A 15,040-nucleotide genomic window follows, 5' to 3' on the forward strand; every position below is an offset into this window, starting at 1 on the left:
GACGGTAAATGTAGATATTTGAGATTGTCAAGTTTCCTGGGTAAAGTGAGTGCCATGACAGGAACTGCTCGCGTCGATACGGCCCGGCTCATGGAGATGCTCTCGGTGTGCCTCGGTGCCTATTACGGTGACTTCACGGTCGCGGCAGCGAGCGAGAACCTCACCGCGAGCCAGGGCAAGGCATTGACCGTGCTGCGCCGGGGCCCCGCCGCGATGCGCGCCCTGGCCCACACCATGACCTGCGACGCCTCCAACATGACCGGGATCGTCGACCGGCTGGAGAAGCGCGGCCTGGTGCGCCGCGAGCCCAGCCCCTCCGACCGGCGCATCAAGAACGTCGTCCTCACAGCCGAGGGCGAGCACGTCACGGACGCGATTCGCGCGAAGATGCGCACTACGCAGGAGGGTCTGGACGCGCTCAGCGACCAGGAGCGGGACTCCCTGCACACACTGCTGGAACGAGTCTTCATCTCCCGGCCCGCCGCCTGAACCGGGGACATCGGCCGGTGCTGTGAGTCCCGACCGGAACACCAGGGCCCGGGTGGTCCGTGACTCTCCCTCGAATCGGCCCGGTTGCTCAAGATCCGCTTCCAGGTGCCGTCACGCCGGCCGGCGCCGGAACGGGTCGTAGGACTTCTTCTCCCTTGGCGCGTACCGCCCCGGGAGAGCCCGCGACGGGCACCGGTCCTGGCCCGCCACCGTATGCCGTCGATCAGCTGCCGATGCGGCCATGCCTGCTGCCGCCCCGGCTACTTGCCCGTCGGCAAGAACGGCTCAAGCCGGGACCGCGCGCCGTGCGTCAGTTCCACCAGGGATCACGGGACGACCCTTGGTCCGAGTTCTCCCACACCAGAACGCCGGGCCCGTCGGGAGTGACGACGCATCCGTCATGTAGGTCGGGGGCCTGCCGTCCACCGGCATCGCGCTGAACGTGATGCCCAACCGCGCAGACGCACATCTTTGAGTACCTGGCGAGCCGTGAGCCGACCAGACGTGGCGTTGTTGCCCGCTCCCGGCCATGTCGCCGCACCGGTCAGGTACAGGCCGGGGACCGCCGTGCGGTAGCCGCTGTGCCCAGACATCGGCCGGAAGAAGAAGTTCTGGGAAAGGTGGTGGCTGCCGGCGGCACTGTCACCGCCGACAAGGTTCGGATCGGCCGACTCGAGGTCCTGAGGGGTGTATGCGGTGGCGCGGACAATCCGTGGCCGGCTGCCAGGCGCGTAGTACTCCAACTTGGTCAACACCCGGTCGGTCATCGGCTCGACCGCTTCGGGCCAGCTGGTGTGCCGGATGGTCCCCGCCGCGTCTCCGCGGATGGCTGAGGGCATCGTACGGATCTGGATCCACACGACGTGGCTGCCTGCCGGGGCCCGAGTCGGGTCGACCGCTGAAGTCTGTCCCACGATGAGCAGCGGTTCCGCGGGCAGGAGCCCGGCCTGCGACTCGGTATAGGTACGTGCCAGATCATCGACGTACGGTGCCACGTGCACGTACCCGAAGCCGGCGAGCTCGTCTCCCGCCGCCCAAGGCAATGGCCCGTCAAGTGCAAGGTGCAGCATCATGGTGCCGGGGCCGTACAGGTATCCGCGTGATTTTCGGCGCACCTGTGCAGGCACCTGATCGGATTCCAGTAGTCGCTGGTACAGGGCTGGGGGCCCGACGTTCGCAATCACGGCGCGACGCGCCGTCAGCGTGCTGCCGTCGGCGCAGCGCACACCGACAGCCCGGCCGTTCGAGCACAGGACCCGGTCCACCTCCGCGCTGGTGTGGACCTCGCCGCCGTGCTCCGCCAGTACCGCAGCGAGCGCCTGAGGCAGTCGCTGCGCGCCCCCTTCGACGACGGACATGCCATTTTCCATGTCGGCGAACATTTCCAGGAGCGGGAACATCGCGCCGCCGGCCACATCCGGGCCGAAGTCCAGGTGCATGCCCCAGCAGGCCGCCATGGCGCGCGCCTCCCGGGTGGTGAACCAGGTCCTGCCCATCTCCCTGGTACTCATCAGCAGCGTGTGCGTGAGTTCCCTCGCACCGCGCAGGCCATGGTGACGCAGTAGGTTCAGAACCTGCCGAACTGCCGCGCTCGATGGCACGGCACTTCCGTAAAGGCCGAACAGGTGCGGCGCGAATTGTCTGTACTGCTGATACAGGCCGGCGAAGCCCTCGGCATCCCCGGAGCTGTGTTTCGCCAACTGCCCGACGGTGCGCTCGTAGTCGGAGTAGACGCCCACGCTCGACCCGTCCGGGAAGACGTTGGCATAGGGGTGGTCGGTGGTGCGGAACCTCAGTCCATGGCGTGACAGGTCCGAACCGAAATCGGCGTACGTCCGGGATCCGAGGAAGAGGTTCTGGTTGGTGGAGTACAGGTCGTGGATGAACCCCGGCACCGTGACCTCACCGCTCGCGATGGCGCCACCTACCTCGGGGTTACGCTCCAGCACCGCCACCGACCATCCCGCCCGAGCCAGGTACAAGGCCGCCACGAGCCCGTTGTGGCCGCCGCCGATCACGACCGCATCGTATGAGCCTGCTGCAGTCATCTCTTGGGTCCCCTGCCGCTCGGCCTCATGCTGAGGTGGAGAACGAACCGTGGCCGGTGCCTGTATCGGCGACACCGACACCGTCAGCCGTGGTCGAGACCCTGTGACGCGGAAATGCCGTCCGTTCCCCCGAAGGAATCAGGCATCTCCGCACCGATATCGAAGGCCGCCCGAGGGCTGAAGGCAGCCACGATCTCCGCCTCGGTCCGCCCCATCTCTGCGGATGCCCGGCCGACCAGGATTTTCGCCTCTTCCCTGGAGCTCATGCGCAGGTCTCCCGATCGGTGGCATTGCTGGTCCCGACTCCGGAATATCCCTTTTCCATGCTCCTCCCGTCTCCACGGAACGCAACACCCGAGGATCGGCTGATGCTGCCGACCCAGGACTGAGGGACTCACAAGAGGGCACTGCCCGGCCACGTCGAGGCGGTGCACGCGATGCTGAAGCGGCTCGCCGGGCGAGTCCGGCTGCACCGCACCCCGGCCGGCCGCTGTGCGAGTCGTCCGGACGGTTATCCGTGGCCGTGTCCCGCCGCAACTGGCGCTCCCCATCGGGAGTTGGGATGTCCATGCCGAAGGAAGCCACCCGGCCGAGAGCCCGGACGAGCTTGTCCACCCGTGCCGTCCGCAGCTGTCGCGTGCCACCCGGGACCTCCTCGTCGGTGCGATGCGCGGCCGGATCCGACGTGGACGGGATCACGCCGGCGTGAGCGCGCACCGCACCGGATCGCCCTGATCGAAAAGCGTCGAAGCCCGGGTCACCGCGTCGTCACACGGCGAGGCCCGCGTCCTCGCGCGGTCCCGCCGGGGCGGCTTCGTGGGCCCGGCCGGCCGACGGCACGGTGGCGCGGGAATCCGGCTCGCCGACGGGGCCGTCGGCCGCCGCGCGGCGACGCGCCACGAAGGCGATCGCGATGAGTGTGAGTGCGACGGTCCCGGAGAGCGCGGGCCAGTACACGTAACGGTAGTTGGACTCGGGCGCCGTCGGCAGGTAGGCGAGGATGTACAGGAGGGAACTGGCCCCGAGGAGCCGGAGTTCCCGGGTGTAAGGGCCGGTCCGCCGGCGACGCAGCACAAGCACCAGCGAGACGGCCAGCCAGAACCAGCCCTGGAAAAGCATCGGCAGGTCGCGGGCGAAACCGGTCACATAGTTCTGCAGAGCGGATCTCAGCGTGCCGTTCAGCGGCTCCTTCTCCACTTCGGGGTGGAGTCGGGCGCCGGCATTGACATGGGTGCCGTTCCAGAAGACCTGGTTGCTCTGGAAGAGCAGCTTGCTGAAGACCCGGACCCGGTACTCGACGTAGCCCTTCCAATGCTGTGGCATCTGCTGCGTCCACATCCGGACGACAACGTCGGCGTGCTGATTGAGATACGTCACGTCGAATGGTCGGGGGTACGGGTAGCACTGCAGGTACGCATCGGAGGTGATGTGCCGCTTCCGGCAGTTGACCGCGGTGGTGACCAGGCGGTCTCGCACGTCCGTGCTCGCGCCGGCCTGTTCGGCGGCGGTACGCACCTGGGCCGGGGTGAGGACGTGGACGAGATCGTCCACCGGGATCACCGCGTACACGCGGGTGGCCAACGGGGCAGTGGCCGCGGACACACCGGCGCTGCCGGCGATCACGACCGCGACGAAGGCACCGGTGGCGACCAGCCAGCGTCGCCGGCCCGGGGCGGGCCACGCCGCGAGGACCAGTAGGGCGAAGACCGGGATCGCGGCGGGGATACCGTTCTTCCGTACGAGGGCGGCGTACGCGAGGAACAGCAGAGCCGGCACCAGCAGGGCCCAACGGGTCTTGACCCGGTCCGGTGGCAGCTCACGCACGGTGAGCGCGATCGCGAAGACCGCGAGGAGCGCGTACGCCATGTGCACGTCCTTCCACACCACGCCCGTGAAGTTCATGATGTGCGGTGCGAAGCCGACGGCCAGCACCGCGAGGGAGAGCCCACGGCTGCCGGTCTTCTTCCACCCCAGCCGGGCGAGGACCCACAGCGTCCCCCACAGCACGGCGGCCTGCAGGGCGGCCATGGTCGAGAAGTCACCCGTGATCCGGATGATGATCCGCCACGCAAGCGCCATCACCGGCGGATGCCAGTCGTTCACCGGCTCATCGCCCAGCGCCTGCCACAGCTGGGTGTTGCTGTCCGCGCTGAGGTACCCGGGGTGAAAGACGGTGGCCACGGCATAACCGCAGGCCGCCGCGATGGCCGCCAGACACCACGGCCACAGCGTGCCGGCCCTGCGAGCTCTGCGCACCGTGGTGGTCCACCGGTCGACGGTTCCGGACATATGGGCGAGGTCCTCCCAGCCGATGATGAGGGGTCGCGTTGTCGCTCAACTGCGAGCTGAGAGCAAAGGGTTCGCGGGCAGCATGGCCGAAATCTACGCATACCGCAACACAAAGGGCAAACCAAAATGACTATTCACCCGCACGATGAGCTCGCTGTGTGGCATCACAAGATCGCCCGCAGCGGCGGAAGTCGTGATCGCTCACACTCGGCTCGGGAACAACCACCTGCCTGTCACCCGGCTCACCCGGACCAGCCGACGCCGGCCCTGTCCTTGACGGCCCCGCCCCGGTCGGCGTCCTGCCCCGCATCCTGCGCTCCACCCGACTGCTCACCCTCGCAGACGTACTCGACGCCCTCACTGCCTCTGCGATGTCCTGCGCGGAAATCGCCCCCACTGCCGGCCCAACCCGAGCCCCACCGAACCAATGTGACGGGTCACCTAGGTGATTCACGTCGAGTAGGAACTACTGCGCCAAGGGCTCTGCGTCCATGACGTCCAGGTGAGTCCGAGCCCGGCGGGCCGAGGGGATCGTGTCGCTCGGATCGGGACGGGGCCCGGCCGGCGCACCTATGCTCGCTGCATGGCATGCCGAATCAGCGAACTCGTCATCGACGCGGAAAACCCTGACCGACTGGCCGCATTCTGGTGCGATGTCCTCGGCTACGTCGAGGTGGCTCGGGAAGGTGACGGCAGTATCCAAATCGGTCCACCCGGCATTGGGTTCGGCGGAGCGCAGCCCACTCTCGTCTTCAACGCGGGCCGTAATCCCCGGCTCGGGAAGCTCCCGCTGCACATCGATGTCAGCGCCACCGACCGCGACCAGGACGCCGAGCTGGCCAGGTTGCTCGCGCTGGGCGCCGTACCTGCCGACGTCGGCCAGACCGGAGAAGAGAGCTGGCATGTTCTGGCCGACCCCGAAGGCAACGAGTTCTGTCTCCTGCGCACGCAATTGAAGCCCATCTGACGTCCCGCCACGTCGAGCAGGGCGCAGCGACGGGCCGCGGGCGGGTGGGGTTGCCGGCTCGCTGACGGCGACGACGGCGCTGGTCCGCGTACGCCTCGTTCCCGGCGGCGGGCGGGCGGTGCAGCGCACGTGCCACCCGCTCCGCCGACAGGCGTCAAGCGCGGTGCTGCCCACGCATGGCGGCCGAGGGCGGCGCAGGGGCGATGCATCGGCTACGAGCTGCGCGGCGGCCGGCCGCCCGCGACTACGCCGCCTCCTGCCCCGGCGCAACCATGACCAACGACCCGCCGCGGGGAAGAAGCCGACGACTCCGACGCTGACATCATCGCGTGGCAACGCCGCCTCGACCTACGAGAGGGAGTGTTGAGCGGTGTGTGCGTCCAAGGCGTCGATGATCTCGTGCCAGAGTTCACGGGGACGGTCGTGCCCCATGTCGGGGAGCAGCAGGAGCTTCGCTCCGGGCACCAGATCAGCGGTGCGCTTCCCACCGCTGGGGTCGATCGGCGTGTCATCCAGACCATGAATCACCAAGGTCGGCACTCGAAGCTTGCGGAGTGCATCAGCACGTGAGCCACCGAGAATCATTGCTCCGAGTTGCCGCCCGACTCCGGCAGGGTAGTAGGAGCGGTGATCACCGAAAGTCTCGTACTCGATGGACAATCCGGGCGAGGCTTCGACGATCGGCATGCTGTCTCCCATCATCGCCCGTCTGCGCGCACGCGGGTATCAGCGGCGCCTGACCTGCACGTTCGGCAGCGGCTGGTGCAGCCCGCCACAGCTATACGTCCTTCCGGTGCGGCCGTCCGAGGCAGTGACGGCCAAGGCCCTGCCTGGGAGCGGGTGGCGTCCCACACCAAGGAGTTGCGCCAGCCGTTCTCCGCCGAGCGCGAGGGCTGGACAGGCCGTTCAGACGCCTTCGAGGACTTCACCGCGCTGCTCGGAGACGGCGCTGCCAGGTCTGGCCGACGAGGTCGTGCCCGAAGCTGTGATGGGGTTCTTCGGCGACGAGTTCAAAGCCCTGCTTCTGGTAGATGCGCCGGGCCGAGCCGAGCACATCGTTGGTCCACAGGGTGATCGACTCGTACCCGGCCTCCCGTGCGAACCGCAGGCACTCCTCGACCATGCGGGCACCCAGGCCCAGCCCGCGCGCCGCAGGCTCGACGAGCAGCAGGCGCAGCTTCGCGGTCCGGTCGTCCCCGCGTACGCAGAAGACGCAGCCCGCCCGCACCCCGTCGACCTCGGCGATCCATGCCGCCTGGGGTCCGGTGTCCTTCTGCTCGGCGTAGTCGGCGACGATCCGGGCGACGAGCGCCTCGAAGCTGGTGTCCCAGCCGAACTCGTGGTCGTAGAGCGCGCCGTGCGCCATCACCACCCAGCCCAGGTCCCCGGGCCGGTCCAGCGGCCGAACGACTACCTGACGTTTCTCCACGACGTCCTCACTCCCACATCACTGAAACGACTGTTTCAGTAGACTAGCCCGGTGACCAGATCCGAAACAAACCCCTCCCCGCGGCGGCAGGAGCTGCTGGAAGCCGCCTACGCCTACGCCCTGCGCAGCGGCCTCACCGAACTGTCCCTGCGCCCGCTCGCCGAGGAGATCCAGTCCAGCCCGCGCGTGCTGCTCTACCTGTTCGGCAGCAAGGACGGCCTGATCCGCGCCCTGCTCGCGCGGGCCAGAGCCGACGAGCTGGCCGTCATCAGGGAGGTCGCCGACTCGCAGGACGGTCCCGAGGGGCTGCAATCGGTCGCCCGTGAACTGTGGCGGTGGCTGTCCGACGCCGCCCACCGTGGCCTGCTGACACTGTGGGTCGAAAGCTACGCCCGCTCCCTCATCGACCCGGACGGGCCGTGGGCCGGCTTCGCCCGCGACACGGTCGGCGACTGGCTGGCGCTGCTCGCCTCCGGGCAGCCCGCCGAATTCCGCGACACCGAGGCCGGACTCGCGCAGCGCACCCTCGTCCTCGCAGCCCTACGGGGAGCGCTGCTGGACCTGCTCGCCACCGGCGACACCGCGCGTACCACCGCAGCGGTGCACCTTCAGTTGGCTCAGTCGGGGTGACGCGGGCCGGCACTGTCGCGCGATGCCACAGGCTCAGTGCTTGGGGACGGTGTTGACGTAGTGAGTGCCGCTGTCGTAGAGGCCGCTCACAGCCTTGTGCACATCCGCCAGGGACTGGGCCTTGCCGGCCTTGTAGTAGAACCAGTTGACCCGCATGTCCCAGGCGCGCGGACCCGTGAAGGGGAGGTCCACGAACCAGGTGTTGAAGTTGATGGACATGTTCTGGCGTGGGAAGTATTTGCCGCCGCTGCTGAACAGCTTGTGGCCGTCCACCGAGTAGGTGGCCACGCCGTGCGCGGCCGTGATCACCATGGTGTGCCAGCCCTGAAGGCTGGAGACCAGTTTGTGCGTGACCCGGTCCCCGCTGTCGGCGCTGTACCAGCTTGTGGTGTCGAGTTTGGGGCCCGGCGCACCCCAGCCCCCGTTCGGCATGTACTCGTTGTCGAGTTCGCTGTAGCGAGAGTTGTTGGGCGAGATCGTGTAGAAGGACTCGTTGACATGGTCGCCGTTGCGACCACTGGTGGGCTTGTCATTGAAGTAGATCCGGGCGGCGTAGGTCCCCGTCAGGAAGTCGGTGCCGCTGCTCTGTACCTCGGCCTGCTTGGTGCTCGCCCTTGTCCCGTCGGTGCTGGCCCGCAGTTGCAGGACCTGGCCGCCCGCAGCGGTTTTCTCGGCCGGGAAACTGACGCCTGCGGCCGACCACGTGTCATGGATCCCCGGACCGCCCGGGCTGGTACGGACCAGCCAGCCGTGCGCGTGGAGCGCGGGATCGTCGGGGCCGCTGTAGTGGAAGTCGTCGAACACGATCCCGCCCGGGTGGGCAGGCCTCGGGCGGGGGACGGACGAGCCCTGGGCGGACGCAGCGGCGTGGCTCGTGGAACCGGTCGACCCGGTGGAGCCGGCCGGGCCGGTGGGCTCGTCCCCCCAGACGTGCGTACCGCGCAGGTAGGCAGTCACCGTCCTCGACGGCTGAAAGGTGGTGTCGGCAGCATTGAACGAACGGTCGTCCAGCTGGTCCGGCTTCCTGCCGTCGGGGCGGTACAGCTGCAGTCCGATGGCTCCGCTCTTGGCGCCGGGTGCCAGGCTGCCTGCGCCCGTCGTGAAGCCGATCTGGAGGTAGCGGTCGGCGGTGGTGGTGGGATGGGCCAGCGCGACGGTCTCCCCGGCGATGTTCGAGCAGCCGACAGCGGCCTTGACGCAGTTGAACGCGTACGAGGAAGTCCCGTCTCCGGTGAAGTAGTAGCGAATCGCCACGTCTGACAGGCGCACCCTCTTCTTGGAGGTGTTGACAACCTCCAGCCATGGCTGGGCCACCGCGGCCGTGGCAGGGCTCCCGGCCTTGTACCGGACGGTGAGCTGCGGGGGCGCTTGATGCGCGGCACGCCACTCGGGATAGAGCGCGAGGCCACCGGCAGCCACGGCGATCACCAGGAGTGACGTCTTGAACACGGACCACGCACGACGTCGTGGCCCGCGGCCATCAGGACGGACAGGGCGGACGGTAGGGCGGGCAGTGCCCACAGAAGCTCCCAGTGCAGGTGGAGGGGCGGTACCGGGACCGGCGCGGGTGACGGTTGGCGGAGGCCGGCGCCCTCCTCCCCGGGCGTGCCCGACACAACGCTCGGGAAGGGAGGAGCCGGCACTCTCCGTCGCACCGCCGTAGCGGATCGCCGACTACGCGGGTTCCGGCATGTGCCGACCTTCGAACGGCCCCGGCGCCGACCGGGTGGCGCCTACTGGACGACCTGCGTCTGGGGGCCGGGAAAATCGAAGGCCGGCCGTGCGACCCCGTCGTCCGGGTTGTGCGCGAGCCCGCGCCGCGAGTTCGCGGCGCCGTCCCAGGTCTGGTGGGGGATTGCGAGGGACGGAGTCGGAGCGCCGCCGCGGCCCTCGGGGGCCTCGACGTCCACGCCGACCTCGATCTTGGTGCGGGTGCCCCACTTGGTGTGGCGCAGGGTCGCCAGGGACCACAGGCGCAGTGGCAGCAGCAGCGCGATGTTGAGCAGCGCGTACAGCGGAGCGGCGAGGAACGTCAGCACGCGGTCGACGAGCCCGACCATGGCGGCGCCGCGCAGGTAGTGGATGGAGCGCACCCACGACATGACACACATGTACGCGACGTAGCTGGCGAGCAGGGCCCAGCCGGTCGGATGCAGCGCGATGGCCACGAGGGCGGTGAGCATGCCCGCGGTGAAGGCAACCCACGTGACGAGCTCGATCAGGTTGAGCCACCAGTACATTCGGCTCAGCCGGAACTTGGCGAAGAGCAGGAACCCTTCGCGGATGAAGGACTTGCCCCAGCGGATCTGCTGACGGATGTAGTGCCCGAGGCGCTCCGGGACGTCGGTGTAGCCGACAGCGCACGGCTGGATGAGGGACTTGCCCTCGGTCAGGCAGTAGTACGTGAGGCGCCGGTCGTCACCGAAGGTCGCGGGGCGCCCGAGGAACCGCTGGTCGAGGAAGTCGTCGAGGTTCTTGCGGATGACCCACCCCCGGTACATCGCGAGAGAGCCACAGGCGCACAGAACGGAACCGAGTCGGGAGTAGGCGACCCGTTCGCCGAGGAAGGCGTTGACGTACCGCATGTCTATGAGGCGCGTGAGGAGGTTGGTGTCGCGGTTGTGGGCAAGGACCAGCCCGGTGACGCAGTGGACACGGCGCTCCCCGAAGGGTTCGGCCAGTTCGGCGACGGCGTTCTCGTCGAGCACCGTGTCGGAGTCGATGCACAGATACGCGTCCGCGAGCGGTTCCTGCCGGAAGCCTGCAGCAAGTCCGTGGCGCTTGCCGCGGTTGTCGGGGAACCGGATGAAGCCGAGACGGATTCCGGCCCGTTCGAACTTCGGGCGCATCTCCCCGATGAGGGCAGCGGCGGACTGGTCGGCTGAGCAGTCGTCGATGACCGTCAAGGACTGAGGCAGCTGGGTCTGCGCGAGGATCGATTCCAGGCAGCGTCTCAGCATCGCGGGGGATTCGTTGTAGACCGTGACGACCCCGTGAATGCTGAGCCGATGGGTCGTTTTCCTGAATGTGAGACCGGGACTGCGGCGTCGGCGGATGGACAGGAGCAACTTGATACCAAGGAGAGAGCCTACGGCCACCCCGTACCAGTGCAATTGGCGCCAGGACGAGTAGATCTCGTCCCAAGCGTGTATGAGGTTTTGCATGACGAGTGAGGACTCCCTGACATCGTCGATTTACTCGTACCCGGGTAAGTATTGAACTCATGTGTGCCAAATGGGGACATTTTGTCTGAGACATGTGACACACGATGCCTCCGCGGCCCCCGCGAGCAGGCTTGAGCACGCCGCGGTTCCGGGCTCGGGGCAGTTATTCGAGTCCTCTGGGATCAGCATTTTGTTGTGAATGCATAAGGGCTGTTCAAGGCCTGTCGCCTTGAGCTCTGCGAGGCGCGGAGTCTTGGGGCGGGTGGTAGTCGTAGGTGCAGTTCGGTGCGGCGTCGAGGCTGCGCAGCGGGTTGGGCGGCGAGGCCTGAGTGCCACGTCCGAGGCTGGTCGCGGTAATCCTCGTGACGGGGTCGGTGACTATGGTGGTCAGCCGGAAGTCACGCCAGGAGGTAGTCGCCGGGATTTCTTTTTCTGACGCTGCCGGCACTTCTTGTGGCAGATATCCCACGTCAACACTTCATGTGATCGAACGGCTACCCACGCCGCAGGAATCCCTGGAAGCGTGCCCGAGCCCTGTCTGCGGAATGGCGAGTTCCCCAAGGCGAGGCCGGCCCCCACCAGTGGCGCTCCACCAGAAATTCGGTACGTACCGTGTTACCGACTTCACCGAGTGCAACTCGACGGTCGTTGGCCACCGCACCGGCGAACCGAGGATCTGCCGTCCGTACGGCTACCACGCTCACGGAAGGGATGGGGTGGCAGCGGTCCGGGAGCGGGACCGCGCGCCGGCGATGGTTCCAGATCTATCCGCACTCGAAGGTCGAAGCTGAGTTGCAGAGATTCCCGTTGGCCTTCTGGGGTATGCGGCGTCTACGGCTCGTTCGGTTAAGTGGAGGCGTCATGACGGAGAAGGCGGAGGATCAGCAGTTCTGTAAGGCGTGCGGCACGCCCGCGAGGGAGGGGGAGTTGTGCGAGCACTGTGGGCAGGTGCTGGAGTTGTCGGATCGGCGTGGGCTGGTTGAGGACGAGGGGGCCGCCATGCGGCGTGTCTTTGAAGGCCGGGACGGCTGAGGGCCGTCCCGCTGCCGGGCGTCCGAGGACAGCTAAGGCACCTCGCCGCGTTGTCGGAGCACCCGATCGCGGGACAGCCCACAGGCGGCACACGCGGCAACAAGGCGTACATGCTGACTGGCCGTCACTCAATGGAGTGACAGCACCCCCTGACCGGGCCGGAGGCGCCCCGCATGGCGGGGGCGTCCGTGTAAGGAGTTCCTGTGACCACCTATGTCATCACTGTTCCCGGTACCTTCGTCCACGGCGTCACCGATGCCTCACGCGCCGATATGGAACGCAGGCTGCGCCCCCAGGATCCGAAGAACACCGATCTGGGGGAGAGTGAGGAGCTGAACCTTCTGACGGTCGGTGAGGGCAGTACGTTTTCCGTCAGGCTCGAGGTCGAGGCCGACAGCCGGGCCGGCGCCGAGGCGGAAGCAGTACGTCTGGTTTCCAGCGCGCTGAGGGACAGCGGTTTCACACAGGACGATGCACCGCTGGGCCCGGCTGCCGTGACCGGCATCGACAGCGAATTCTGACCACAGGCGTGACGCATGCGGGTTCGGTGGCCCCGGAGCCGCCGGTCGAGGTCAGCGGGATGCCAGGGGTAGTACGCGCTCGGGGCATCGTTCACACGACGTACTTCGCCGACGACAGCGAGCCGGGCGTGGCGGAGCTCCCTCCCTGCGGCGTCTGACGGAGCCGGCCACCGGCGCACGTACTACCACCAGGGCGCTTTGGCCGGCCGAGCGAAGGCGTCCCGCCATCTGGCACCCAGGCTGTTGATGCCTCGCTGACCGTCCGGCTGCCCTGTTCGGTCCTGGCCGTTTCCTGTGCTGTGGCGTTGAAGCGAGGGCACCAGCGCAGACCACTGGTCGGCAGGTCCAGGAGCTGGCTTGTCCGAGGGGTCGACTCCGCTGCCGTCCTGGGGCTGCCGTTCTGGGACTGCCGTCCTGGGACTCTTCAGTCCGGATGGGCGTCGGCAACTGTCGCGTGCACTGCGCGTCGACTGTCCCAGCTCACGAGGAGGGCGGGTGCGGCCGTCCGGAGTGCGGCCGGTATTCGTCGGGGGCGTTCACTCGTCCGCTGCTTGAACTTGGCTGGATCTTGGCGGGAAGGGGCTGGGTTTCCCGGCAACGCCGGTGCGCGCACTGAGTTGATCCGCTCGGAGCGTGACTTGATACGAACTGGTATGCGGAGGGGGTTGATCCTTTTGATGTCGGACCCGATAGGCTCCCCTGCGGCGCTGCGAGTTGACACGAACGCACTCGGTCGCCTCGTGCTGTGTTTTTGACGTACACGGCGCTTGCACACCCCCTTGTTCGGTCGTTTGCTTCGAAGGATGCAGATGGAACTTGCCTCTCCGCCCCCGGCGGCGCGTGCACCAGTTGCCCAGTACAGCTGGTGGCTGATGCCGATCGCTTTAGGAGCCGGGACCGTCGCCGCGGTGGTCGCGGGTCCTGACCAGGTCCAGATACCCGCGACGTTCGCCGGCGCCGCAGCCACCGCGGCCAGTGCTGTCTGTGTACGGCTCCTCTTCCGCGCCCGGGGCCAACTGCGGCGTTCCGACGAACACTTCCGCACCTCGCAGGCCGAGCTCTCCCGGCAGTGGGAGCAGCATGCGGCGGGCCTGGAGAGGAATTTCGCGGCTGAGCGCTCCGGCCTTGGTGCGGAACTGGCCGAACAGGCCAGGGGTTTCGAAGCTCGGCTCGCCGAGCAGTCGCAGGCCCACGAGAGCGGTGTTGCTGCGCAGGCACAGGTCTGGGAGGAGCAGCTCGTCCTCCAGCAGGCCGTCGTGGGTCGGCTTGGTGACTCGTATCTCCCCGATGCGCTCAAGCGGTTGCGGGACGGCGAGGCCATCGACGACATCCTGCTGGAGGTCGGCCGGGAGACGGATGCCGGTCCGGAGTTGCGCGCCGAGTTGCGCAAGGTCCTGCGGACTGCGCTGATCGGTGTGGAGGAGGAGTTCGACCGTTCCACGTCGGCCGAGCAGGCTGTGATCAGTATCGGCAGCCGGATTCATGTGCTGACCAGCAAGCTGCGCGGTCGGCTGCACGAGATGCAGGGCGAGCACGGGCGGCTGCCCGCGGTGGCCCAGGGACTCATGGAGTTGGACCAGGAGATCGGCCCTGCCGACTGTCTCGCGGCCAGTATCGGTGTGCTGGGGGGGTCGGACCGGCCGGGACGGCAGTGGCAGGAGCCGCAGCGACTGCTGAGCGTGGTGCGTGGCGGCATCGGCCGGATCAAGGACTTCGACCGTGTCCAGGTCCGTCACCTGCCTGAACTCGGCGTCGACGGGGGTCTGGTGGACCACCTCACGCTGATGTTCGCTCACCTCCTGGACAATGCGGCGCGTTACTCGCCGCCCACCGAGGCCGTGGTCGTCTCCGGCAAGGAGGTCCCCAACGGCGTCGGCATCGAGATCCAGGATGCGGGCAAGGGCCTGAGCGAGGAGAAGAAGCGCGAGGCGGAGCAGTCGCTCGCGGGTACGTCGAAGGGCCCGGGCCTGGGTGGTATCTCGGAGGACGCGAACCTGGGCCTGCGTGTGGTGGGCGCCCTGGCACGCCGTTACGGCATCCGGGTCACCTTCGCGGACTCGCCGTGGCTCGGTACGTCGGTGGTCGTGGTCGTGCCGCACAAGTTTTTCAGTCAGTTGCCCGCCGCCACCGAGCCGGCTCCTGTTGCGGTGGTCGCGCCGGCTCCCGAGCCGGTCCGAACCGGGTCTGTGGAGACTGCTGAAGCTCCGGACACCACTCCCGGTGGTCTGCCCAGGCGCCGCAGCATCCGGAACGATATTGCGGGACCGCAGCCCGGTGCCGCCGACCGCAGAGAGACCGTGGCCGCCGTGCCGCCCGACGCGTCCTTCGCCGGCCTGGCGGCCTTTGCCACGGCCGGACGGGCAAGCGGCCCACCGCGCGAGATGACCACGGAACGCGACCCGGCCACGGACGGCGAGACGACTGCCGTACGCGAGTTCAACGAGTACCGCACTGAAGAGAGCGACTAGTCC

General features: G+C 67.8%; 11 protein-coding genes and 1 pseudogene. 5 read left to right on the forward strand and 7 right to left on the reverse strand.

Annotated features, from left to right (window positions below; translation table 11 throughout):
• Positions 1-54 precede the first annotated feature (54 nt).
• Positions 55-489 carry a MarR family winged helix-turn-helix transcriptional regulator gene (locus tag ACFYP5_RS22110; RefSeq protein WP_389038582.1) on the forward strand — a complete coding sequence of 145 codons (435 nt, stop codon included), beginning with the start codon at positions 55-57 and terminating at the stop codon, positions 487-489.
• A 398-nt stretch (positions 490-887) separates the two neighbouring features.
• Here the strand turns inward: ACFYP5_RS22110 and ACFYP5_RS22115 are convergent, their stop codons facing one another.
• From ACFYP5_RS22115 to ACFYP5_RS22125, 3 genes are all read right to left on the reverse strand, one after another.
• The gene (locus ACFYP5_RS22115; protein WP_389038584.1) at positions 888-2,507 is read right to left on the reverse strand and encodes a phytoene desaturase family protein; all 1,620 of its coding nucleotides are present in this window, start codon (positions 2,505-2,507) and stop codon (positions 888-890) included.
• 113 nt (positions 2,508-2,620) lie between these two features.
• Positions 2,621-2,803 carry a hypothetical protein gene (locus ACFYP5_RS22120; RefSeq protein ID WP_389038587.1) on the reverse strand — a complete coding sequence of 61 codons (183 nt, stop codon included), beginning with the start codon at positions 2,801-2,803 and terminating at the stop codon, positions 2,621-2,623.
• A 502-nt stretch (positions 2,804-3,305) separates the two neighbouring features.
• The gene (locus ACFYP5_RS22125) at positions 3,306-4,826 is read right to left on the reverse strand and encodes a hypothetical protein (RefSeq protein ID WP_389038589.1); all 1,521 of its coding nucleotides are present in this window, start codon (positions 4,824-4,826) and stop codon (positions 3,306-3,308) included.
• A 583-nt stretch (positions 4,827-5,409) separates the two neighbouring features.
• Between ACFYP5_RS22125 and ACFYP5_RS22130 the strand changes: the two genes are divergently transcribed.
• A complete protein-coding gene (locus tag ACFYP5_RS22130) occupies positions 5,410-5,793 on the forward strand; it encodes a VOC family protein (RefSeq protein WP_389038592.1) in 384 nt (127 codons plus the stop codon).
• Between the two features lie 348 nt (positions 5,794-6,141).
• On the opposite strand, the pseudogene ACFYP5_RS22135 reads toward ACFYP5_RS22130, so the two are convergent.
• Both ACFYP5_RS22135 and ACFYP5_RS22140 read right to left on the reverse strand, forming a co-directional pair.
• Positions 6,142-6,420, reverse strand: a pseudogene (locus tag ACFYP5_RS22135) (alpha/beta fold hydrolase); the annotation flags it as partial.
• Between the two features lie 298 nt (positions 6,421-6,718).
• A complete protein-coding gene (locus ACFYP5_RS22140) occupies positions 6,719-7,222 on the reverse strand; it encodes a GNAT family N-acetyltransferase (protein WP_389038595.1) in 504 nt (167 codons plus the stop codon).
• 51 nt (positions 7,223-7,273) lie between these two features.
• Between ACFYP5_RS22140 and ACFYP5_RS22145 the strand changes: the two genes are divergently transcribed.
• Entirely contained in the window at positions 7,274-7,852 is a 579-nt protein-coding gene (locus ACFYP5_RS22145) for a TetR/AcrR family transcriptional regulator (protein WP_389038599.1), read from the forward strand.
• Positions 7,853-7,885: 33 nt separating this feature from the next.
• On the opposite strand, the gene ACFYP5_RS22150 is transcribed toward ACFYP5_RS22145, so the two are convergent.
• Both ACFYP5_RS22150 and ACFYP5_RS22155 read right to left on the reverse strand, forming a co-directional pair.
• Complete coding sequence (locus ACFYP5_RS22150; protein WP_389038602.1) at positions 7,886-9,301, reverse strand: cellulose binding domain-containing protein; 1,416 nt, start codon at positions 9,299-9,301, stop codon at positions 7,886-7,888.
• Positions 9,302-9,585: 284 nt separating this feature from the next.
• Positions 9,586-11,016 (reverse strand): glycosyltransferase, encoded by a 1,431-nt coding sequence (locus tag ACFYP5_RS22155; protein ID WP_389038605.1) that lies wholly within the window; start codon positions 11,014-11,016, stop codon positions 9,586-9,588.
• A gap of 1,235 nt (positions 11,017-12,251) precedes the next feature.
• Between ACFYP5_RS22155 and ACFYP5_RS22160 the strand changes: the two genes are divergently transcribed.
• Positions 12,252-12,569 carry a hypothetical protein gene (locus tag ACFYP5_RS22160; protein ID WP_389038607.1) on the forward strand — a complete coding sequence of 106 codons (318 nt, stop codon included), beginning with the start codon at positions 12,252-12,254 and terminating at the stop codon, positions 12,567-12,569.
• 809 nt (positions 12,570-13,378) lie between these two features.
• On the forward strand, positions 13,379-15,037 hold the full coding sequence (locus ACFYP5_RS22165; protein ID WP_389038610.1) for a sensor histidine kinase: 1,659 nt from the start codon (positions 13,379-13,381) through the stop codon (positions 15,035-15,037).
• Positions 15,038-15,040 lie beyond the last annotated feature (3 nt).

The organism is Streptomyces sp. NPDC005262, from assembly GCF_042872425.1.
Taxonomy (GTDB): Bacteria; Actinomycetota; Actinomycetes; order Streptomycetales; family Streptomycetaceae; genus Streptomyces.

Bases quoted from the DNA above. Each gene is read 5' to 3' on its own strand.
- ACFYP5_RS22110 (WP_389038582.1), top strand. From the start codon at position 55: ATGACAGGAACTGCTCGCGTCGATACGGCCCGGCTCATGGAGATGCTC.
- ACFYP5_RS22120 (WP_389038587.1), bottom strand. From the start codon at position 2,803: ATGAGCTCCAGGGAAGAGGCGAAAATCCTGGTCGGCCGGGCATCCGCA.
- ACFYP5_RS22125 (WP_389038589.1), bottom strand. From the start codon at position 4,826: ATGTCCGGAACCGTCGACCGGTGGACCACCACGGTGCGCAGAGCTCGC.
- ACFYP5_RS22130 (WP_389038592.1), top strand. From the start codon at position 5,410: ATGGCATGCCGAATCAGCGAACTCGTCATCGACGCGGAAAACCCTGAC.
- ACFYP5_RS22155 (WP_389038605.1), bottom strand. From the start codon at position 11,016: ATGCAAAACCTCATACACGCTTGGGACGAGATCTACTCGTCCTGGCGC.
- ACFYP5_RS22165 (WP_389038610.1), top strand. From the start codon at position 13,379: ATGGAACTTGCCTCTCCGCCCCCGGCGGCGCGTGCACCAGTTGCCCAG.